The organism is Promicromonospora sp. NPDC059942, from assembly GCF_042731755.1.
Lineage (GTDB): Bacteria > Actinomycetota > Actinomycetes > Actinomycetales > Cellulomonadaceae > Promicromonospora.
In genome coordinates, this window is record NZ_JBHWLR010000004.1 from 335853 (window position 1) to 352535 (window position 16683).

The window sequence follows — 16683 nt, forward strand, 5'->3', positions numbered from 1 at the left end:
CACCGGCGCACCTGAGCGCGCCGAAGTCCTCATCTCTCGTCGGGTGCCGGCCACCCGGCGCCCGTGTCCCGACTCAGCCCGCGAGCAGGTCGATACCCAGGGCCAACAGCACCGGGACCAGGCCCACCAGCACGAACGCCGGCAGGTAGCAGACGCCCAGCGGCAGCACGAGCCGCACCCCGAGCCGTGCCGCGGCGGTCCGGCTCGCCGCGCTCCGCACGTGCCGCACCTCCGCCCCGGCGGCACGCAACGCCTCGCCCGGCGCGGCGCCGTCGAGCCACGCACCCCGCAGCGCGTGCACCACCGGGCCGAGCGCCTCCGGCGCATGGGCCCACGCCCGCTCCCAGGCGGAGCCGAGCACGAGTGCGTGTGCCGCGCGGGTGAGCACCTGACCGTCGGGACCGTCGACGGCGGCGCCCACCGCCTGCAGCGCGCGCGGCACCCCCGCCCCGGACCGCATCGCGGCCGCCAGCAGCTCCAGCACCACCTGGACGTCGACGCCGGGCCGTTCCGCCCCGCCCGCCGTGGCCACCAGCCGGTCCGACCAGACCCGCCCCACCACGAGCAGCACCGCACCGGCCACCAGAGCCCCGGTTCCGACGCCGCCGTCCGTGGCCGTGCCCACCGGGTCGGCGCCGAGCACCCACCCGAGAAACCCACCCGCGACCGGCAGCCACATGAGCAGCCGACCCGTGGTCCGCGGACCGGCGAGCGCCGCGGCCCGTTCGGCCTGCGCCTCGGCCTCCGCGACCAGGGTTGCCGCGACCTGCTCCAGCACCCGGCCGAGCGGTGCCCCGACGTCGAGCGCGAGCCTGGTCGCCGCGACCACCGCCTCCGCGTGCCGGGGGCCGAGCACCCGGCCCAGCGCGTCGACGTCGGGCACACCCGCAAGGTCGACGCCCACCCCCGCGGCGCGCGACCACGCGGCACCGGGCGGCGAACCTGCCTTGAGCAGCGCGACCACCTGCAGCACGACGACGCGGACGTCTCCGCCCGCTCCCCGCCCGCCCGCTGCCCGCCCGCCCGCTCCCGGCCTGCCCGCTCTCCGCCCGCCCGCACCTCTGCGGCCCGACCTGGCGGTCACCGGCCCAGCCGCACCGGGGGCGACGGCGACTCCCGCCGCAGGACCGCCCGCGCCCGGTCCGGCGAGCACCGCCCGCAGCCGCCGACCACCGCGCGCCAGCACCAGCCAGACGCCGGCCGCCACGAGCAGACCCACGCCGAGCGATTCCACGACTCTCAGCACGATCCGTACCTCCCCGTCAGCTCGCTCCACGTGCTCGGATCCGTCGTCCACCCGCCGTTGCCGTCCCAGCGCCCGGCGGTGCGCACCTCCAGCCCGCCGTCCGGGGCTCTGCCCACGAGCCCGATCTCCGCCAGGTACCGCGTCCCCTGCCCGCGCCGCAGGTGCAGGACCACGTCCAGCGCACCCACCGCCTGCGCGGCCACCGCCTCCCGGGTCATCCCGGCCAGGCCCGCGAGCGCCTCCAGCCGGGCCGGCACCACGCCGACGGCGTTGGCGTGCAGCGTCGCGAAGCCGCCGTCGTGGCCGGTGTTCATCGCCATGAGTACCTCGCGCACCTCGGCGCCACGGCACTCGCCGAGCACGATCCGGTCGGGCCGCATGCGCAGGGCGTTCCGCACCAGGTCGGCCAGGTCCACGGCGCCGGCGCCCTCGACGTTGGCGCGCCGCGCGGCGAGGTGCACGACGTGCGGGTGGGCGGGTCGCAGCTCGCGCGCCTCCTCGACGGTCACCACGCGTTCCCCGTCCGGCACCAGGGAGAGGAGCGCGGAGAGCAGCGTCGTCTTGCCGGTGCCCGTACCCCCGCTGATCAGCACGTTCGCCCGGCTCCGCACGAGGGAGCGCAGCAGGCCTGCCCACTGCCGCGGCAGCGCGCCGCCGGTCACGAGCTCGTCGAGCGTGAACGCGCGGGTGCGCAGCACGCGCAGGGAGATCAGGGCGCCCGTCTCGGCCAGGGGTTCGAGCACGGCGTGCAGCCGGGTGCCATCGGGCAGGCGCGCGTCCACGGTGGGGCAGGCGTCGTCGAGCCGCTGACCGCCGAGCGCCGCCAGGCGGACGGCGAGCGCCCGCACCTCGGCGGCCGACCCCAGGTCGACCGCGGCCCGCTCCAGACCGGCGCCCCGTTCGACCCATACGTCGCGCGGGCCGTTGACCAGCACGTCGGTGACGTCGGGCGCGTCGAGGAACGGCTGCAGCGGGCCGGCGCCGGTGAGCTCGGCCCGGGCCGCCCGCTCCAGGTCCCGCAGGGCGTCGGACCCGAGCACGCGCCCGGAGTCCCGTACGGCGGCACGCACGGCGGCGTCCGCGCCTGCGCGCCCGGTCGCGAGCCGCGCGCGGACGTCGTCGAGCAGGGACGGCTCGACCGAGGGCGCGGTCACAGCGTGGCCGCCACGTCGGCGGCGAACCGGCCGAGCACGGTCCGGTACGCCACGGCGGGACCCTCGCCGCGCTCGATCGCCCGTGCGAGCCCGGCGTCCCGGCCGAGGACCCCGATCGTGGGCAGCCCGAGCGCGGCGGCGACGTCGTCGGGGTCGACCGTGCCGGGCGCGGGGCCGCGTGCCACCACGCGCACGTCGGTCACGTCCGCGGCGCGGAGGGCGTCGCGCGCCCGCTGCGCGCCGACGGCCGCGGACAGGGTCAGGGGGACGACGAGCAGCACCGTCTCGCAGGCCGCGAGGAGCGCCCGCACCGCCCGGGCACCACCGGACACCTCGCCCGGAAAGCCGCCGCCGCTCCGCCGGGTGGCACTGTCCCAGCCGCCAGGCCGCGGCAGGTCGAGCACGAGCGTCTCGCCGGCGCGCACGAGCCCGCGGCACACGCCGAGCACCACGTCGTCGTCCGGCGGCGGCCCCGATGCCGTGCCGCTCAGCACGGGTACCGCGCCCCAGCGGGGCAGCGCCGTGACCACGCCGAGCCCGTCGACCTCGCCGCGCGCCTCGACGAGGTCGGGCCAGCGCGCGCCGCGGCCGTCGTCGGCCCCGAGCAGCAGGTCCGTACCCGGCGCGTGCGCGTCCAGATCCACGAGCGTGGCGCGCTCGCCACCACGGCGCAGGCCGTGCGCGACGCACGCCGCCACCACTGACGTGCCCGCGCCGCCGCACGCCCCGACTACGCCGATCACGCGGCCCGGCTCCGGCCGGGCACCACCCGTCGTGCTGATCATCGCGCCCCCTCCGGCACAGGACCGGCAGCCGGTCGGCCGCCGTCCCGGGCACTCCGCCCGGGCTCCTCGACCAGGCTGGCCGCCAGGCCGCACCCTGTGCTGCGCACCTCGGCGCGGCTGTGCACGGACGGCGAGAAGTAGTGCCTGTGGTCGGGCTCCGACGCCCGTCGCGCCGTGCGGACGGTCTGTGGTCCGGGCGGACGAGTTTCATCCGGGCGGAAGAAATCACGGCACGGAGCCCTGCTCCGGCGGGCGGCCCCGCTAGGCTCGTCGCGTGACCGAGCAGGTGCCCCAGATCGCTTCTCGACCGCAGCCGCGCGCACAGCGCACCGCCGCGTTCTTCGATCTCGACAAGACGATCATCGCCACGAGCTCGTCCGCGGCGTTCTCCCGACCGCTGCTCGCGGGCGGGCTGCTGTCGCGCGCCGACGTGCTGCGGAGCGCCTATGCCCACTTCATCTTCATGATCGGCAACGCCGACGCCGACCAGACCGAGCGGATGCGCGCACACCTCTCGTCGCTCGTCACCGGCTGGGACGTGGAGAAGGTCCGGCAGATCGTCACCGAGACGGTGCACGAGCTCATCGACCCCTACGTCTACGCCGAGGCCGTCGAGCTGATCGAGGAGCACCACGCGGCGGGCCGGGACGTCGTGGTGGTGTCGGCATCGGCCGCGGTGCTCGTGGAGCCCATCGCGGCGGTGCTCGGCGCGGACCACGTGCTCTCCACGCAGATGACGGTGCGGGACGGCCGCTTCACCGGCGAGATCGACTTCTACAACTACGGCGACAACAAGGCGGTCGGCGTCCGCCGGCTCGCCGTGAGCGAGGACTACGACCTCGCTCGGAGCTTCGCCTACTCCGACTCCATCACCGACGCCCCGATGCTGGCCGCGGTCGGCCACGCCTTCGTGGTCAACCCGGACCGGGTCCTCAGGCGCCGGGCAGCGCAGTCCGGCTGGGGCGTGCTGGCGTTCACCCGGCCGATCGCGCTGCGCCCGCGCATCGAGCCCCTCCCGCTCCTCGCGGTCGTGGGCACCGTGGCGGTCGGGGTCACCGTCTGGCTGGTCTGGCGCGCCGCCCGACGCCGCGCACGCCGCCGCTGAGCCCGGCGACCACACCGAGGCCGGTACCCGCGCCGAAGTAACGGGTCGACCGGCAAGGACGCCGTCGGGCAGACTCCGGCCCATGTCGTCGAACTGAGCGATTCGCCTGTCGCGCACCTCCGGGTGCGCCGCACTCGCCTGCCCTTCGACGATGGGATTCCCGTGAGCTTCACCGTGCGCCCCTACACGCCCGACGACGAGCCCGGCTGGCTCCGCTGCCGCGTGCTCGCCTTCCTGGACACGCAGTACTACGACGACGTCAAACAGCACCGCACGTCGTTCGACCTCCCGGCGGTCTGCCTGGTGGCGGTCGCGGACGACGGCACGATCTGCGGGGTTGTCGACGTCGAGGTCGACGGCGACGCGGCGACGATCGACACCGTCGCCGTCCACCCCGACCACGCCCGCCGGGGCATCGCCACCGCGCTCCTCGACGAGGCGATCCCGCAGGTCAGGGTTGCCGGAGCAACCACGCTCGACGCCTGGACCCGCGAGGACGAGGCCGCGAACGCCTGGTACGTGCGCTCAGGTTTCGCCGAGAACCACCGCTACCTGCACGTGTACAAGGGCGGCGACGAGCCCGCGGCAGGTTTCGCCGCACCGGACGGTCTACCGGCGCCGGTGATGGCGTTCCTGCACGCCGACATCTCGCGCGAGGCGGAGCTGCGTGAGAGGTTCGCGCGCGTCCACGTCTGCCGCCAGTACCTGCGCCGCCTCTGAGCCGCGGACGGCGGAGGGTGAGCGCCTCCTGCCCCATCCCGCTGGTCGCAAAAGGTCAAGGATCGGTAAGGCCGAAGATTTTCCCTGGCAATTGCGCACATGACAGGAATTGGCAATTGTGAAGATCACCGCGCTCAGGTTGCTTTTGTCACCGACAGGCAGTGTGATTGTGTTCACAGCAAGTATTCAGGGCGGCAGGGACCGTGCCCTGGGGGTCGAAAGGGCGCAAGCCTGATCGACGGCGAGCGACGTGCACGGTCAACCCCGTCCAGCTGGTGAGAGCGGAATCCGGCTTGAGGATGCTCCCGGATTCCGTACTCGATAGGCCGAGATCTCGCCACCGCAGTGGCCGGGCCCTCGCACTTCCGGATCGCGAACGGAAATTGCGAGGAGCCCGGCCGCACGGCGAATCGTTTCGCGGAATACACGCCGGCCGGAAAAGAATCACCACACCCGGAATTCTCCAGGCGTTCAAACGCCGTCAGCCGTGATTTCCGCCCTTTGCGCGCCGCCCTCGCCACAGCGCCCTCGCCCCAGCGCCTTCCCGGCGCGGCCGGCTCCCGCGGCGTCACCGATCACCGGCACCGATCACCGCCACTGCGCCCGCGAGTACTGCGGCTGCACCCCCACGCCGGCGTCCACGGGAACCGTCCCGATCTTGTCGCGCAGCGTGTGCGCCGCCCGCAGCGGCCAGTGCGGGTCGCGCAGCGCCTCGCGGCCGATCATGACGGCGTCCGCCGAGCCCTCCACGAGGATCTGCTCGGCCTGGACCGGGTCGCTGATCAGCCCGACCGCGCTGACCGGCAGGCCTGACACCTCGCGCACGCGACGGGCGTGCGGCACCTGGTAACCCGGCCCGACGGTGATGTGCGCCGGTGCCACGCCCCCGGTCGAGACGTCCACGAGGTCGGCTCCGAGCGTGCCGAGCCGGCCCGCGACGGCGGCGACGTCGTCCACCTCGAGGCCGCCGTCCAGCCAGTCCGTCGCCGACAGCCGCACGAGCACCGGCAGCTCCTCCGGCCAGACACCGCGCACCGCGCCCACCGTCTCCTCGACGAGCCGCGAGCGCGCCTCGGCCGACCCGCCGTACCCGTCTGCGCGCGAGTTGGCCAGCGGCGACAGGAACTGGTGCAGCAGGTAGCCGTGCGCGGCATGCACCTCGACGGTGTCGAAACCGGCCTCGCGGGCCCGGCGCGCGGCGGCCGCGAAGTGCTCGGGAACGTCCGCGACCTGCTCGGCGGTCATCTCTGCGGGGGTGGCAAAGCCCGGGTATGGGAGGGCCGACGGGCCGACGGTCGGCCAGCCGCCGTCGGCCACCGGGACGCTGCCCTGCTCCGGTGCCCACGGGCGGAAGGTCGACGCCTTGCGCCCCGCGTGCGCGAGCTGGATGCCGATCCGCGCCCCGCGCGCGTGCACGAAGTCGACGATCCGCTTCCACCCGGCGGTCTGCTCGTCGTTCCAGATGCCCGTGTCCTGCGGCGAGATGCGCCCCTCCGGCACGACGGCGGTGGCCTCGGTCATGACCAGGCCGAACCCGCCGGCTGCCCGGGCGCCGAGGTGCACGAGGTGCCAGTCGTTCGGGAGCCCGTCGTCCGCCGAGTACTCGCACATCGGCGCCAGCCAGGCGCGGTTCGGCAGGGAGAGGTCGCGCAGCGCGATCGGTTCGAGGAGGAGGCTCACGTCAGCCCGTAACGTGGCCGGTCCCCGGGCCATTCCGGGGCAACGGCACGACGTCTCAGGAAGTGACACCGGTTTGTGAGGGGTGTCACCGTCCGGGACTACACTCACCGACCAGAGACAACGTCAAGGCAGCCCCAAGCACCTGCCCGAACGAACGCGAAGACGCGCACCGGAGGTCACCGTGACAGACACCAACCCGACGTCGGGCTCGGCATCCAGCCCCAGCCTCGAGAACCTTCTGCACGAGACCCGGAGCTTCCCGCCCAGCGCGGAGTTCGCGGCTCAGGCGAACGCACAGGCCGACCTGTACGAGAAGGCGTCGGCCGACCGCCTGGAGTTCTGGGCCGGCCAGGCCCGGGAGCTCGTGACCTGGAAGACGCCGTTCACCGAGACGCTGGACTGGAGCGGAGCCCCCGTCGCGCGCTGGTTCGCCGACGGCACGCTGAACGCCGCGTACAACGCGGTGGACCGCCACGTCGAGGCCGGCAACGGCGACCGCGTGGCCATCCACTTCGAGGGCGAGCCGGGCGACACCCGCACCGTCACGTACGCCGACCTGCAGCAGGAGGTGTCGCGCGCGGCCAACGCGCTCACCGCCCTGGGCGTGCAGACCGGCGACCGCGTCGTCATCTACCTGCCCATGCTCGTCGAGTCGGTCGTCGCGATGCTGGCCTGCGCCCGCATCGGCGCCCCGCACTCCGTCGTCTTCGGCGGCTTCTCGGCCGACGCCCTGCGCAGCCGGATCGCCGACGCCGAGGCCACGCTGGTCATCACGGCGGACGGCGGCTACCGCCGCGGCGCGCCGTCGGCCCTCAAGCCGGCTGTCGACGAGGCCCTCGCCCCCAAGGAGGGCGCCGACCCGACCACGGTCCGCAAGGTGCTCGTCGTGCGGCGCACCGAGCAGGACGTGGACTGGGTCGAGGGCCGGGACGTGTGGTGGCACGAGGCCCTCGCCGAGGCGTCCGACCAGCACGAGCCGGTCGCCGTCGAGGCGGAGCACCCGCTGTTCATCCTGTACACGAGCGGCACCACCGGGAAGCCGAAGGGCATCCTGCACACCACCGGCGGCTACCTCACCCAGGCGGCGTACACGCACAAGAACGTGTTCGACCTGAAGCCGGAGACCGACGTCTACTGGTGCACCGCCGACGTCGGCTGGGTCACCGGCCACTCCTACGTGGTCTACGGGCCGCTCGTGAACGGCGCCACGCAGGTGCTGTACGAGGGCACGCCCGACACCCCCCACCGCGGCCGCTGGTGGGAGCTCGTCGAGAAGTACAAGGTGTCGATCCTGTACACGGCCCCGACCGCGATCCGCACCTGCCTGAAGTGGGGCGACGAGATCCCCGGCGCGTTCGACCTCACCTCCCTGCGTGTCCTCGGCTCGGTGGGCGAGCCCATCAACCCCGAGGCGTGGATGTGGTACCGCCACGTCATCGGCGGCGACAGGGCCCCGATCGTCGACACCTGGTGGCAGACGGAGACCGGCGCGATCATGATCAGCCCGCTCCCGGGCGTCACCGCGACCAAGCCCGGCTCGGCGCAGGTCGCGCTGCCCGGCATCGCCGCGACCGTGGTCGACGACGAGGCCAAGCCCGTGCCCGACGGTGGTGGCGGCTACCTCGTGATCTCCGAGCCGTGGCCGTCCATGCTGCGCGGCATCTGGGGTGACCTGGAGCGCTACAAGGAGACGTACTGGTCGCGGTTCGACGGCCTCTACTTCGCGGGCGACGGCGCCAAGAAGGACGAGGACGGCGACATCTGGCTGCTCGGGCGCGTGGACGACGTGATGAACGTGTCCGGCCACCGGCTGTCCACCACGGAGATCGAGTCGGCGCTCGTGTCGCACGAGATCGTCGCGGAGGCCGCCGTCGTCGGCGCCGCGGACGAGACCACCGGCCAGGCCGTCGTCGCGTTCGTGATCCTGCGCGGCAGCCACGCCGGCCGCGCGGCGACGCCGGAGGGTGCCGCCGAGGTCCAGAAGGAGCTGCGCGACCACGTGGGCAAGGAGATCGGCCCGATCGCCAAGCCGAAGAAGATCCTCGTGGTGTCGGAGCTGCCGAAGACCCGGTCGGGCAAGATCATGCGCCGTCTGCTGCGCGACGTCGCCGAGGACCGCGCGGTGGGCGACGCCACGACGCTGGCCGACTCCTCCGTGATGGACCTGATCACGGCGGGCCTGGCGGCGCCGTCGGCGTCCTCGGAGGACTGACCGGCCCCTGGCCGCCGGGGTGGCGCGACCACCCCGGCGGCCGGCGCGCTCATTCCCCCGGCCCGACCTCGTGGAACGTTCGGTCGAAGTGCACCAGCGCGCGCCCCTCGGCGGCCCCGGAAGCGTGCACCCGGACCACCCGCCCCAGGAGCAGCAGATGGTCGCCGGCCTCGACCTCGGTCCAGGTCTCGCACTCCAGCACGTGCCGAGCGTCCTCGGTGAGGACGGGCACACCGCCCGCACCGGGGCGGACGGCGAGGCCGGCGAACTTGTCCGGCGCCTTGGAGGCGAAGACCGCCGCCACCTCCCGCGCGTCGTGCGCCAGCACGTGGACGGCGAACCGGCGCGCCGCCCGCAGCGGCCCGAGCGTGCGGCTGGAGTGCGCGACTCCGACGGCGACCAGCGGCGGATCCAGGCTCACGCTCATCACCGCGGTGGTCGTCAGGCCCGCGAGCACTCCGCCCGCCGCCGTCGTCACCACGCACACACCGCTCGCCAGCCCGGCCATCGCGTCCCGGAAACCGTCGGCGACGGGATCGAGAGGCGATGTTGATGACATCAACATATCTCCATCCTCCGCGCCCGATGTTTCGCCGGGATCACTCCGGCGCGCGGGTTCTGTTACGACTGCGGACGAGCCCCGAAACACGCCGCCACGCCACCGCCGGAGGGCCCGTTTCCCCTAGCATTCGAGGCATGGACGTGCGTATCGACGAGGCCACCGACCCTCTCGATCGATCGGTCACCCGCCTGGGTCAGAAGATCCGCGGGCTGCGGCACGCCCAGGGCCTGACCCTCGTCCAGCTCGCCGAGGCGACCGGCCTCTCGCACTCGTTCCTCAGCCAGGTCGAGCGCGGCCGGGCACGGCTGAGCATGTCGTCGCTGTTCCGCGTCGCGGACCGCCTGGGCACCACCCAGCAGCTCCTGCTCACCGAGGCCACGGCCCCGGCGGCGGGCGGCACCCCCGTGGTGCGCCGGACCGACGACGCGTCGGCCGCCTCGGCGGGCGGCGGCACCGTCCGGGCTCTCGCGCCGGCCGGCGACCGCCCGTTCGACCCGATGGAGTACACCGGGACGTCCCGCGAGCCGGGTCCGTACTGGGCGCACGACGAGGACGAGTTCGCCTACGTCGTGGAGGGTCACGTGCTGCTCGACCTCGACGGGACGCTGGAGAGCGCCGGGCCGGGCGACTCCGCCTTCTACCGCGGCGGCACCCGCCACCGCTGGGCCAGCGCCGACGGCGAGCCCTACCGCCTGCTGGTCGTCAAGCAGCGACTGCCGCGAGACGCCGGCTGAGCCCCCGCGCGGCCTCGCGCTCGTCCGCCGTCACCAGGCGGCCGTCGCGGACGACCACCCGCCCGCCGACGACGACGTGGCGCGGCCGGCGGCCCGGAGCGGCCCAGAGCAGGCCGGCGACCGGGTCGGCCACCCCGGCGTCGGCGACGCCGCTCACGTCCCAGACGCACAGGTCGCCGGCCGAGCCGGGTTCGAGCCGGCCGAGCTCGGGCCTGCCGAGCCCGTCCGCCGACCCCGCGCCGGCGGCGTCCAGCAGCTCGCGCGCCGTGAGCTGGCGGCCGACCAGGGCGGAGACCTGCATGGCCAGGCGCGCGTCCGCGAGCAGGTGGCCGGCGTCGTTGGACCCGCCGCCACTGGTGCCGAGGCCCACGGCGATGCCGGCGGCGAGCAGCCGCGCTACGGGGGCCACGCCCCAGCCCATCGGCACGTCGCACCCCGGCGCGTGCGTCGCGGACGCGCCGGAGGCGGCGAGGCGGCCGATCTCGGCGTCGGTGACGTCGCACAGGTGCGCGACCGTGACGTCGGGGGCCAGCCAGCCCCACTCGTCCAGCAGGTCCAGCGGACGGCGGCCGTAGCGCTCCAGCGCCGCGACCACGTCGACCTGCTCGTTGGCCTGGGTCCGACGACGCAGCCCGCGCCGCGCCGCCACCTCGCCCAGCAGCCGGAACGTCGGCTCGCCGTCGCTGTGCACCCCGGCCGGACCGACCGCCACCTGGACGCGGCCGTCGGCGCGCACGCCGCCGGGCGCGTCGCCCACCAGCGCCGCGGCGATCGCGTCGGCGCTCGACGCCGCCGCCTCGGCGTCGTCGCCCGCGGAGCCGCGGACCAGCACGAGGCGCGCCCCGAGCTCGTCGGCCGCCCCGGCGGCGGCCCGGGCGAGGTCCACCGTGTCGGCGGTGGACAGCGCCGCGGGCCAGGTCAGATGATGGTCGGCGACGGTCGTGACGCCGTTGAGCAGCGCCTCGGCGAGCCCCGCACGTGCGGCGAGGCCCACCAGCTCCGCGTCCACCCCGGCGCGCGCGTAGGCGCCGGCCATCAGGCCGAGCCAGGCGCGCATCGGGACGCCGCGGGTGCCGGGCAGCGTCCGGAACGCCGTCTGGAGCAGGTGGTGGTGCGCGTTCACCAGGCCCGGGGTGACGACGCAGCCGGTGGCGTCGAGCACCTCGACGCCCACAGAGCCGCCGTCCACAGGCCCGCCGTCCGCAGACCCCGCAGCGACGGGCCCCACGCTCACCACCCGCCCGTCACCGCCCACCACGACGTCGCCGCCCGGCTCACCCTCGACCGCGCCCGGACCGGTGCGCACCGCGAGCGCGCCCCGCACGACCAGCCCCGGCGCCGTCCGCGGCCCGCCGCCGACGCCAGCGCCGGCCCCGCCTCCGGCCCCACCGCCGGACCCCGCAGCGCTCACCCCCGGTCCCGCGCCGTCAGCCCCGCGGCCCCGTCGGCCGGGGTGGTGAACCGGGACACCTCGACAAAGGTGCGCACGAGGTGCTCGACCGCGTGCTCGAACAACTCCTTGCCCGCCTCCGCGGTGGCCGTCGTCGGGTCGCCGATATGACCGTCCGGGCCGAAGTCGCTCGAGAGCCAGCCGAACGACGTCGGCCGGCCGAAGCCGATCTGCTCGTACGCGAGCAGGTCCTCCGGCACGCGCCGCTCGGCGCGCTCCATGCGGACCAGCTCCGGCCGCAGGTGCAGCATGAGCGAGGTCTCGCCGTGGCCGCCGTGCACGCCCAGCCCGTGCTCCGCGCCGGACGCCGGGACTCCGCCCTGGTCGCGCGGCGTCGCGACGTGCGCGAAAAAGGTGCGCAGCCCGAACCGGCGGCGCAGCTCGCGGTTGGCGACCTGGCCGAGCGCGGAGTTGCCGCCGTGCCCGTTGACGAACAGCAGCCGGGTGATGCCCGAGGCCGCGACGGACCGGCCGACGTCGACCAGCACGCGCATGAGCGTGTCCCAGGACAGCCAGATCGTGCCGGGGAAACCCGCGTGCTCGTCCGACTTGGTGTAGGCGAGCGGTTCGAGCAGCACGACGGACGCCGCGCCGGACGCCGTCACCGCGGCGGCGGCCGCCGCCGCGGCCTCGCTCGCCGTGACCAGGTCCGTGGACACGGGGAGGTGCGGGCCGTGCTGCTCGATCGCGCCGAGGGGCAGCACCGCCACGGTGTCGTCGGGCAGCGCCTCGATCTCGGGCCACGTCAGGTCGGCGAACCGCGGGGCCCCGGCCGCGCCCATCAGCGCACCCCGATGTTCACGCGGGTGTCGACCGGCGGCGCGTCCACGAGCTTGCCCGGGTTGAGCAGGCCCTTCGGGTCGGTGGTGCGGGCCGTCTCGCGGGCGAGGTCGACGTGCCGGTCCACGTACCACTGGTGCGGCGAGTGCACGCCGAGGCCGAGCGCCTCCAGGCGCTCGATCCCGGCGAGCGCCTCGGCCTCGGAGACGTAGTCGGCGACCACCATGGCGAGCGGGGCGGTGCCCATGAGCTCCAGGTGCAGGTGGACGTCGCCGGCGTAGACCGCCCGGACCTCGTCCTCGCGCTCCCAGTGCGCCCGTCCGCCGGTCTCCATGTGGAACCACGTGCGCTCGGGGTGCGCCTGCTGCAAGTGGTAGACCGGGTGGTTGTACGACATCGAGGACAGCTTGTCGGTCGCCGCGTAGTCCGCGAGGCTCGCGACCACCTCGCCGCCCGCCGCCACGACCCGCGCCTCGACCTCGGCCGCGGTCGAGGCCTCGGCGATGACCCGCAGGCTGTACCGCGCGGGGTCAAGCGGCACGGGGGCGGGCAGGCTCGGCACCAGCGCGGGCGGGTCGGCGGACGCGAGCCGCGGCAGCACGGGCAGGTCGAGCAGCGAGCGGTGCACGCCCGTGAGCGACGCCCAGTCGGCGAAGGCCGCGTAGACGGCCACCCAGTCGCGGGCGGGGTCGGTGGCGATCTCCAGCTCCACGATGACCCCGGTGACGCCGTAGACGTGCACGTACGGCAGGACGTCGGGGCCGGTCACCGTGAACGTCGTGCCGCTGCCGTCCATCGGGGCGACGGTCAGGGAGAGCACGAACCCGTCGGACGTGGATCCGTGCTCGATCGTCCCCGTGCCGGCGGACCCGCCGCCCACGAACCCGCCGATCGTCGTCCCCTTGGTGGACGGGTAGATCCAGATGTCCCGCCCGGCGGCGCGGGCCGCCACGTCGATCGCGCTGATCTTCGCGCCCGCGCCCGCCGTCACCGTGCCCGAGTCGTTGACGCGGATCGTGTCGAGGCCGCGCAGGTCGAGCACGATCCCGCCGTCGAACGGCGTCGCCTGCCCGTAGTTGCCCGTCCCCGACCCACGTGGGGTCACCGGGACGTCGTGCTCGTAGGCGATGCGCAGCACCTGCGCCACCTCGTCCGCGGTGGTCGGGCGCACCACGGCGTCCGGCAGGTACCGGCCCGCGGGGACCTTCTCCCGCAGGACCGGCGACATGCGCGACCAGTCGGACGACGCCTTGAGCAGCAGCTCGGCGTCGACGGAGACCAGCTCGGGCCCGAGCGTGCGGGCGATCTCGGCCGCGGCCAGCGCGGACCGTTCGGCGGTGTTCGGTGTCTCGTCGGTCATCGGTGCTCGTCAGCTCCCCATCGAGATGGTGTCGTCGGTGAACTCGTTGGTGTACAGCGACTCGGGCTCGATGTCCGGGGACTCGATCTGGCCGGCGTCCACGAGGATCGGCGCGAAGGTGTCGACGATCTCGGTCATGCGGTCCGGGTCGATCCTGCCGAACACCCCGGAGGCCGGGTCGTCGACCACGAGGTCGAGGTCCTTCTGGGCCTGGACCGAGAAGTCGGCCACGCCGAGCGAGTAGGTCCACCCGGTCTGGTACTGGTCGACGAGGTCGACGATCAGCTCGTTGGTGGCCTGCGGGTCGTCGAGGTAGTCGATCTGGGCCTGCTGCATGACCGGCACGAGCTTGGCCAGGCAGTCGGCGTTCTCCTCGACCTTGTCGGCGCGCACGGCGAGCGCCTCCGGGTAGACCGAGTAGCCGACGTCGGCGAGGAGCTGGTAGCCGACCGGCTTGCCCCACTGCGGGATCTCGTTCTCGTAGATGTACGGCTCGGCCGTGGCGAACCCCTGCTGCAGCACGGCCGGGTCGGACACGAAGCGCTGCGGCGTGCCCTCGTAGCTGAGGTCGATCTGCGCGTCGTCGATGATGCCCTGGGCGGCGAGCAGGCGGGGGAAGACGTCGCCGGAGGAGACCACGGGGTCGCCGTCCGCGGCGGCCTCCTTGATCGTCTCGGCGCCGTCGTGGCTCTCCGGGTCCCACATGACGATCTGCGGGCTGGTGGTGAGCATCGAGGCGACGGTGACCACCGGGTTGTCGGCCAGCGCGGTGATCTGGGCGTCGGTGGTCACGGCGCCGAGCAGGATCGAGTCGTCGAGGTACATGAGCGACGGGACGGGCTGGAAGTTCACGTTCGGCCCGCCGGGCCGCACCTCGACGTCCACCCCCGTGTCGACGCCCTGGGCCACCAGGGAGCCGGTGACCGACTTGGTGTCGGTGTCCACCGTGAGGTCCGGGCCGACGAGCGAGTACATCGCCCCGTGCTCCGCCTCGGGCTGCCAGTCCTGCTGCATGACGACGGTCGCGGGGCACACGTCGGACAGGTCGAGGGGGCCGCCCGCCTCGGCCGCCGGCGCGTCGACCTGGCCGGTGGCGCCTGCCTGCGCGTCGGCGGTGCCGGAGCCGCAGGCGGTCAGGGCGAGGAGCGGGAGGACGGACAGCGCGGCGAACGCGAGGCGTCGCGGTCGGGTGAGGAGCGGTCGGGACAAGGGCGTTCGGGACACGGACGTTCTGGACAAGGACATGCGGACTCCTGAGGGGGGAGAGGTGGGGCGAGGGGACGCGCGGCGCTCAGGCGGCGCCGCGGCCGTACCAGCGGCCGATGACGGCCCGGTCCAGCGCTGCGAAGACGGAGAACATCGCGACCCCGAACAGCGCGGTGAGGATGATGGCCATGAACAGGGCGTCCATGTTCAGGCGCAGCGTGTAGGTGCGCAGCAGGCCGCCGATCCCCGGCGAGCCCTGCTGGAAGAAGAAGTCGCCGACGATGGCGCCGATGACGCTCAGGCCCGCCGCGTTGCGCAGGCCGGTGAAGATCGACGGGAGCGCCGCGGGGAACTGGAGCTTGAGGAGCCGCTGCACGCGGGTGGCGCGGTTCAGCGTGAACAGGTCGTGCGCGGCGGGTCCGGCGGACTGCAGCCCGAACAGCGTGTTCGCGATCATCGGGAACAGGGCGATGATCACGCACACGACGATGCGGGCGCTGAAGCCGTAGCCCATCCAGATCCCGATCAGGGGCGTGAGGGCCAGGATCGGGATGGTCTGCAGGATCACGGCGTACGGGTAGAGGATCTTCTCCGCCCAGCCGGCCTGCGCCATGACCACGGCGTACCCGATGCCGAGCACCACGGCGATCGCCAGCCCGCACAGCGCCACCCCGACGGTCTGCCAGAGCGCGTCGAGCATGGGGTTCATGACGTTCGGGTTGCCGAGCGTGTTCGCGAGCACCTCGTGCAGCGGCGGCAGCAGGAAGCGCCGTTCGGGGGTGAGCACGAGGTAGGTGACGCCGTACCAGACGGCGACGATGCCGAGCACCGCCGCGAGCAGCGGCCCGGCCGCCGCGCCGGCGGCGAACAGCCGGCGCCGGGTGGTCGTCGGGCGCGTGGCGCTGAGGCGGGTGGTGCTCATGAGTGCTCCTCGAGGGCCGCCGAGACCTCGCCGGTGAGCGCCGCGAACTCGGGCTCGTACCGGAGCCGGGGCGGGCGCGGGTAGGACCAGGGGACCGGGATGTCGGCCACCACCCGGCCGGGCCGGCCGCTCATCACGACCACCCGGGTGGAGAGGTAGACCGCCTCGGAGACGGAGTGCGTGATGAACAGCCCGGCGAAGCCCTTGAGCGCGAACAGGCTCTGCAGCTCGGTCTGCATCCGCAGCCGGGTGATCTCGTCGAGCGCGCCGAAGGGCTCGTCGAACAGCGCGAGGTCGGGCTCGGCGACGAGCGCCCGGGCGATCGACACGCGCATCCGCATGCCGCCGGAGAGCTGCCGGGGGTGCTGCTTCTCGAAGCCGGTCAGGCCGACGAGGTCGAGCGCCTCCTGCGCCCGCTTGCGGCGGTCCGCCTTCGCGGCACCCCGCAGCTCCCCCGCGAGCTCGACGTTGCGCAGCGCGCTGCGCCACTCCAGGAGCGTGGGCTCCTGGAACACGTACGACGTCGAGGTGGCGTTCACCTCGATGTCGCCGCCGGTCACCTCGTCGAGTCCCGAGGCGAGGCGCAGCAGGGTGGACTTGCCGCAGCCGGAGGGCCCGACGACGGAGACGAACTCGCCGGCGGCGACCGTCAGGCTCACCCCCTCGAGCGCCACGGTGCCGGTCGGGAACGCCTTGGCCACGTCGTCGAGCACGAGGGTGCGCGTCATGGACCGGGGTCGCGGGGTCGTCGTGCTCACTGTGCTCAC

At 74.2% G+C, this 16683-nt stretch carries 15 protein-coding genes; 4 read left to right on the forward strand and 11 right to left on the reverse strand.

Annotated elements, in window-relative coordinates:
* Positions 1 to 73: 73 nt before the first annotated feature.
* From ACFV9Q_RS08735 to ACFV9Q_RS08745, 3 genes are read right to left on the reverse strand one after another with little or no spacing between them, the layout of a single operon-like run.
* A complete protein-coding gene (locus ACFV9Q_RS08735; RefSeq protein ID WP_377234073.1) occupies positions 74 to 1246 on the reverse strand; it encodes a type II secretion system F family protein in 1173 nt (390 codons plus the stop codon).
* Entirely contained in the window at positions 1240 to 2400 is a 1161-nt protein-coding gene (locus tag ACFV9Q_RS08740; RefSeq protein ID WP_377234074.1) for a TadA family conjugal transfer-associated ATPase, read from the reverse strand. The genes ACFV9Q_RS08735 and ACFV9Q_RS08740 overlap by 7 nt, the downstream gene beginning before the upstream one ends.
* On the reverse strand, positions 2397 to 3185 hold the full coding sequence (locus ACFV9Q_RS08745; RefSeq protein ID WP_377234075.1) for a pilus assembly protein FlpE: 789 nt from the start codon (positions 3183 to 3185) through the stop codon (positions 2397 to 2399). Before ACFV9Q_RS08745 ends, ACFV9Q_RS08740 begins: the two co-directional genes overlap by 4 nt.
* Before the next feature lie 274 nt (positions 3186 to 3459).
* On the opposite strand from ACFV9Q_RS08745, the gene ACFV9Q_RS08750 reads away from it, so the two are divergent.
* Both ACFV9Q_RS08750 and ACFV9Q_RS08755 read left to right on the forward strand, forming a co-directional pair.
* Positions 3460 to 4290 (forward strand): HAD family hydrolase, encoded by an 831-nt coding sequence (locus ACFV9Q_RS08750; RefSeq protein WP_377234076.1) that lies wholly within the window; start codon positions 3460 to 3462, stop codon positions 4288 to 4290.
* Positions 4291 to 4452: 162 nt separating this feature from the next.
* Entirely contained in the window at positions 4453 to 5010 is a 558-nt protein-coding gene (locus ACFV9Q_RS08755; protein ID WP_377234077.1) for a GNAT family N-acetyltransferase, read from the forward strand.
* Positions 5011 to 5598: 588 nt separating this feature from the next.
* Here the strand turns inward: ACFV9Q_RS08755 and ACFV9Q_RS08760 are convergent.
* Entirely contained in the window at positions 5599 to 6690 is a 1092-nt protein-coding gene (locus tag ACFV9Q_RS08760; RefSeq protein ID WP_377234078.1) for an NADH:flavin oxidoreductase/NADH oxidase, read from the reverse strand.
* Positions 6691 to 6871: 181 nt separating this feature from the next.
* Between ACFV9Q_RS08760 and acs the strand changes: the two genes are divergently transcribed.
* Entirely contained in the window at positions 6872 to 8902 is a 2031-nt protein-coding gene (acs, locus tag ACFV9Q_RS08765) for an acetate--CoA ligase (RefSeq protein ID WP_377234079.1), read from the forward strand.
* Positions 8903 to 8951: 49 nt separating this feature from the next.
* On the opposite strand, the gene ACFV9Q_RS08770 is transcribed toward acs, so the two are convergent.
* Positions 8952 to 9461 (reverse strand): flavin reductase family protein, encoded by a 510-nt coding sequence (locus ACFV9Q_RS08770; RefSeq protein ID WP_377234080.1) that lies wholly within the window; start codon positions 9459 to 9461, stop codon positions 8952 to 8954.
* Positions 9462 to 9598: 137 nt separating this feature from the next.
* Here ACFV9Q_RS08770 and ACFV9Q_RS08775 point away from each other — a divergent pair, with 137 nt between their 5' ends.
* Positions 9599 to 10198, forward strand: a complete 600-nt coding sequence (locus ACFV9Q_RS08775) for a helix-turn-helix domain-containing protein (RefSeq protein WP_377234081.1) — start codon at positions 9599 to 9601, stop codon at positions 10196 to 10198.
* Here the strand turns inward: ACFV9Q_RS08775 and ACFV9Q_RS08780 are convergent.
* The 6 genes from ACFV9Q_RS08780 to ACFV9Q_RS08805 are packed head-to-tail and all read right to left on the reverse strand — an operon-like array spanning position 10167 to position 16683.
* A complete protein-coding gene (locus tag ACFV9Q_RS08780; RefSeq protein WP_377234082.1) occupies positions 10167 to 11609 on the reverse strand; it encodes an amidohydrolase family protein in 1443 nt (480 codons plus the stop codon). The genes ACFV9Q_RS08775 and ACFV9Q_RS08780 overlap by 32 nt on opposite strands.
* Positions 11606 to 12430, reverse strand: coding sequence for a creatininase family protein (locus ACFV9Q_RS08785; RefSeq protein ID WP_377234083.1), 825 nt, complete (start codon positions 12428 to 12430; stop codon positions 11606 to 11608). The genes ACFV9Q_RS08780 and ACFV9Q_RS08785 overlap by 4 nt, the downstream gene beginning before the upstream one ends.
* Entirely contained in the window at positions 12430 to 13788 is a 1359-nt protein-coding gene (locus tag ACFV9Q_RS08790) for an FAD-binding oxidoreductase (RefSeq protein ID WP_377234084.1), read from the reverse strand. Before ACFV9Q_RS08790 ends, ACFV9Q_RS08785 begins: the two co-directional genes overlap by 1 nt.
* Positions 13789 to 13797: 9 nt before the next feature.
* A complete protein-coding gene (locus ACFV9Q_RS08795; RefSeq protein ID WP_377234085.1) occupies positions 13798 to 15033 on the reverse strand; it encodes a hypothetical protein in 1236 nt (411 codons plus the stop codon).
* A 46-nt stretch (positions 15034 to 15079) separates the two neighbouring features.
* Positions 15080 to 15916: an ABC transporter permease gene (locus tag ACFV9Q_RS08800; RefSeq protein ID WP_377227164.1), complete on the reverse strand. Its 837-nt coding sequence runs from the start codon at positions 15914 to 15916 to the stop codon at positions 15080 to 15082.
* Positions 15913 to 16683, reverse strand: a complete 771-nt coding sequence (locus ACFV9Q_RS08805) for an ABC transporter ATP-binding protein (RefSeq protein WP_285107559.1) — start codon at positions 16681 to 16683, stop codon at positions 15913 to 15915. The genes ACFV9Q_RS08800 and ACFV9Q_RS08805 overlap by 4 nt, the downstream gene beginning before the upstream one ends.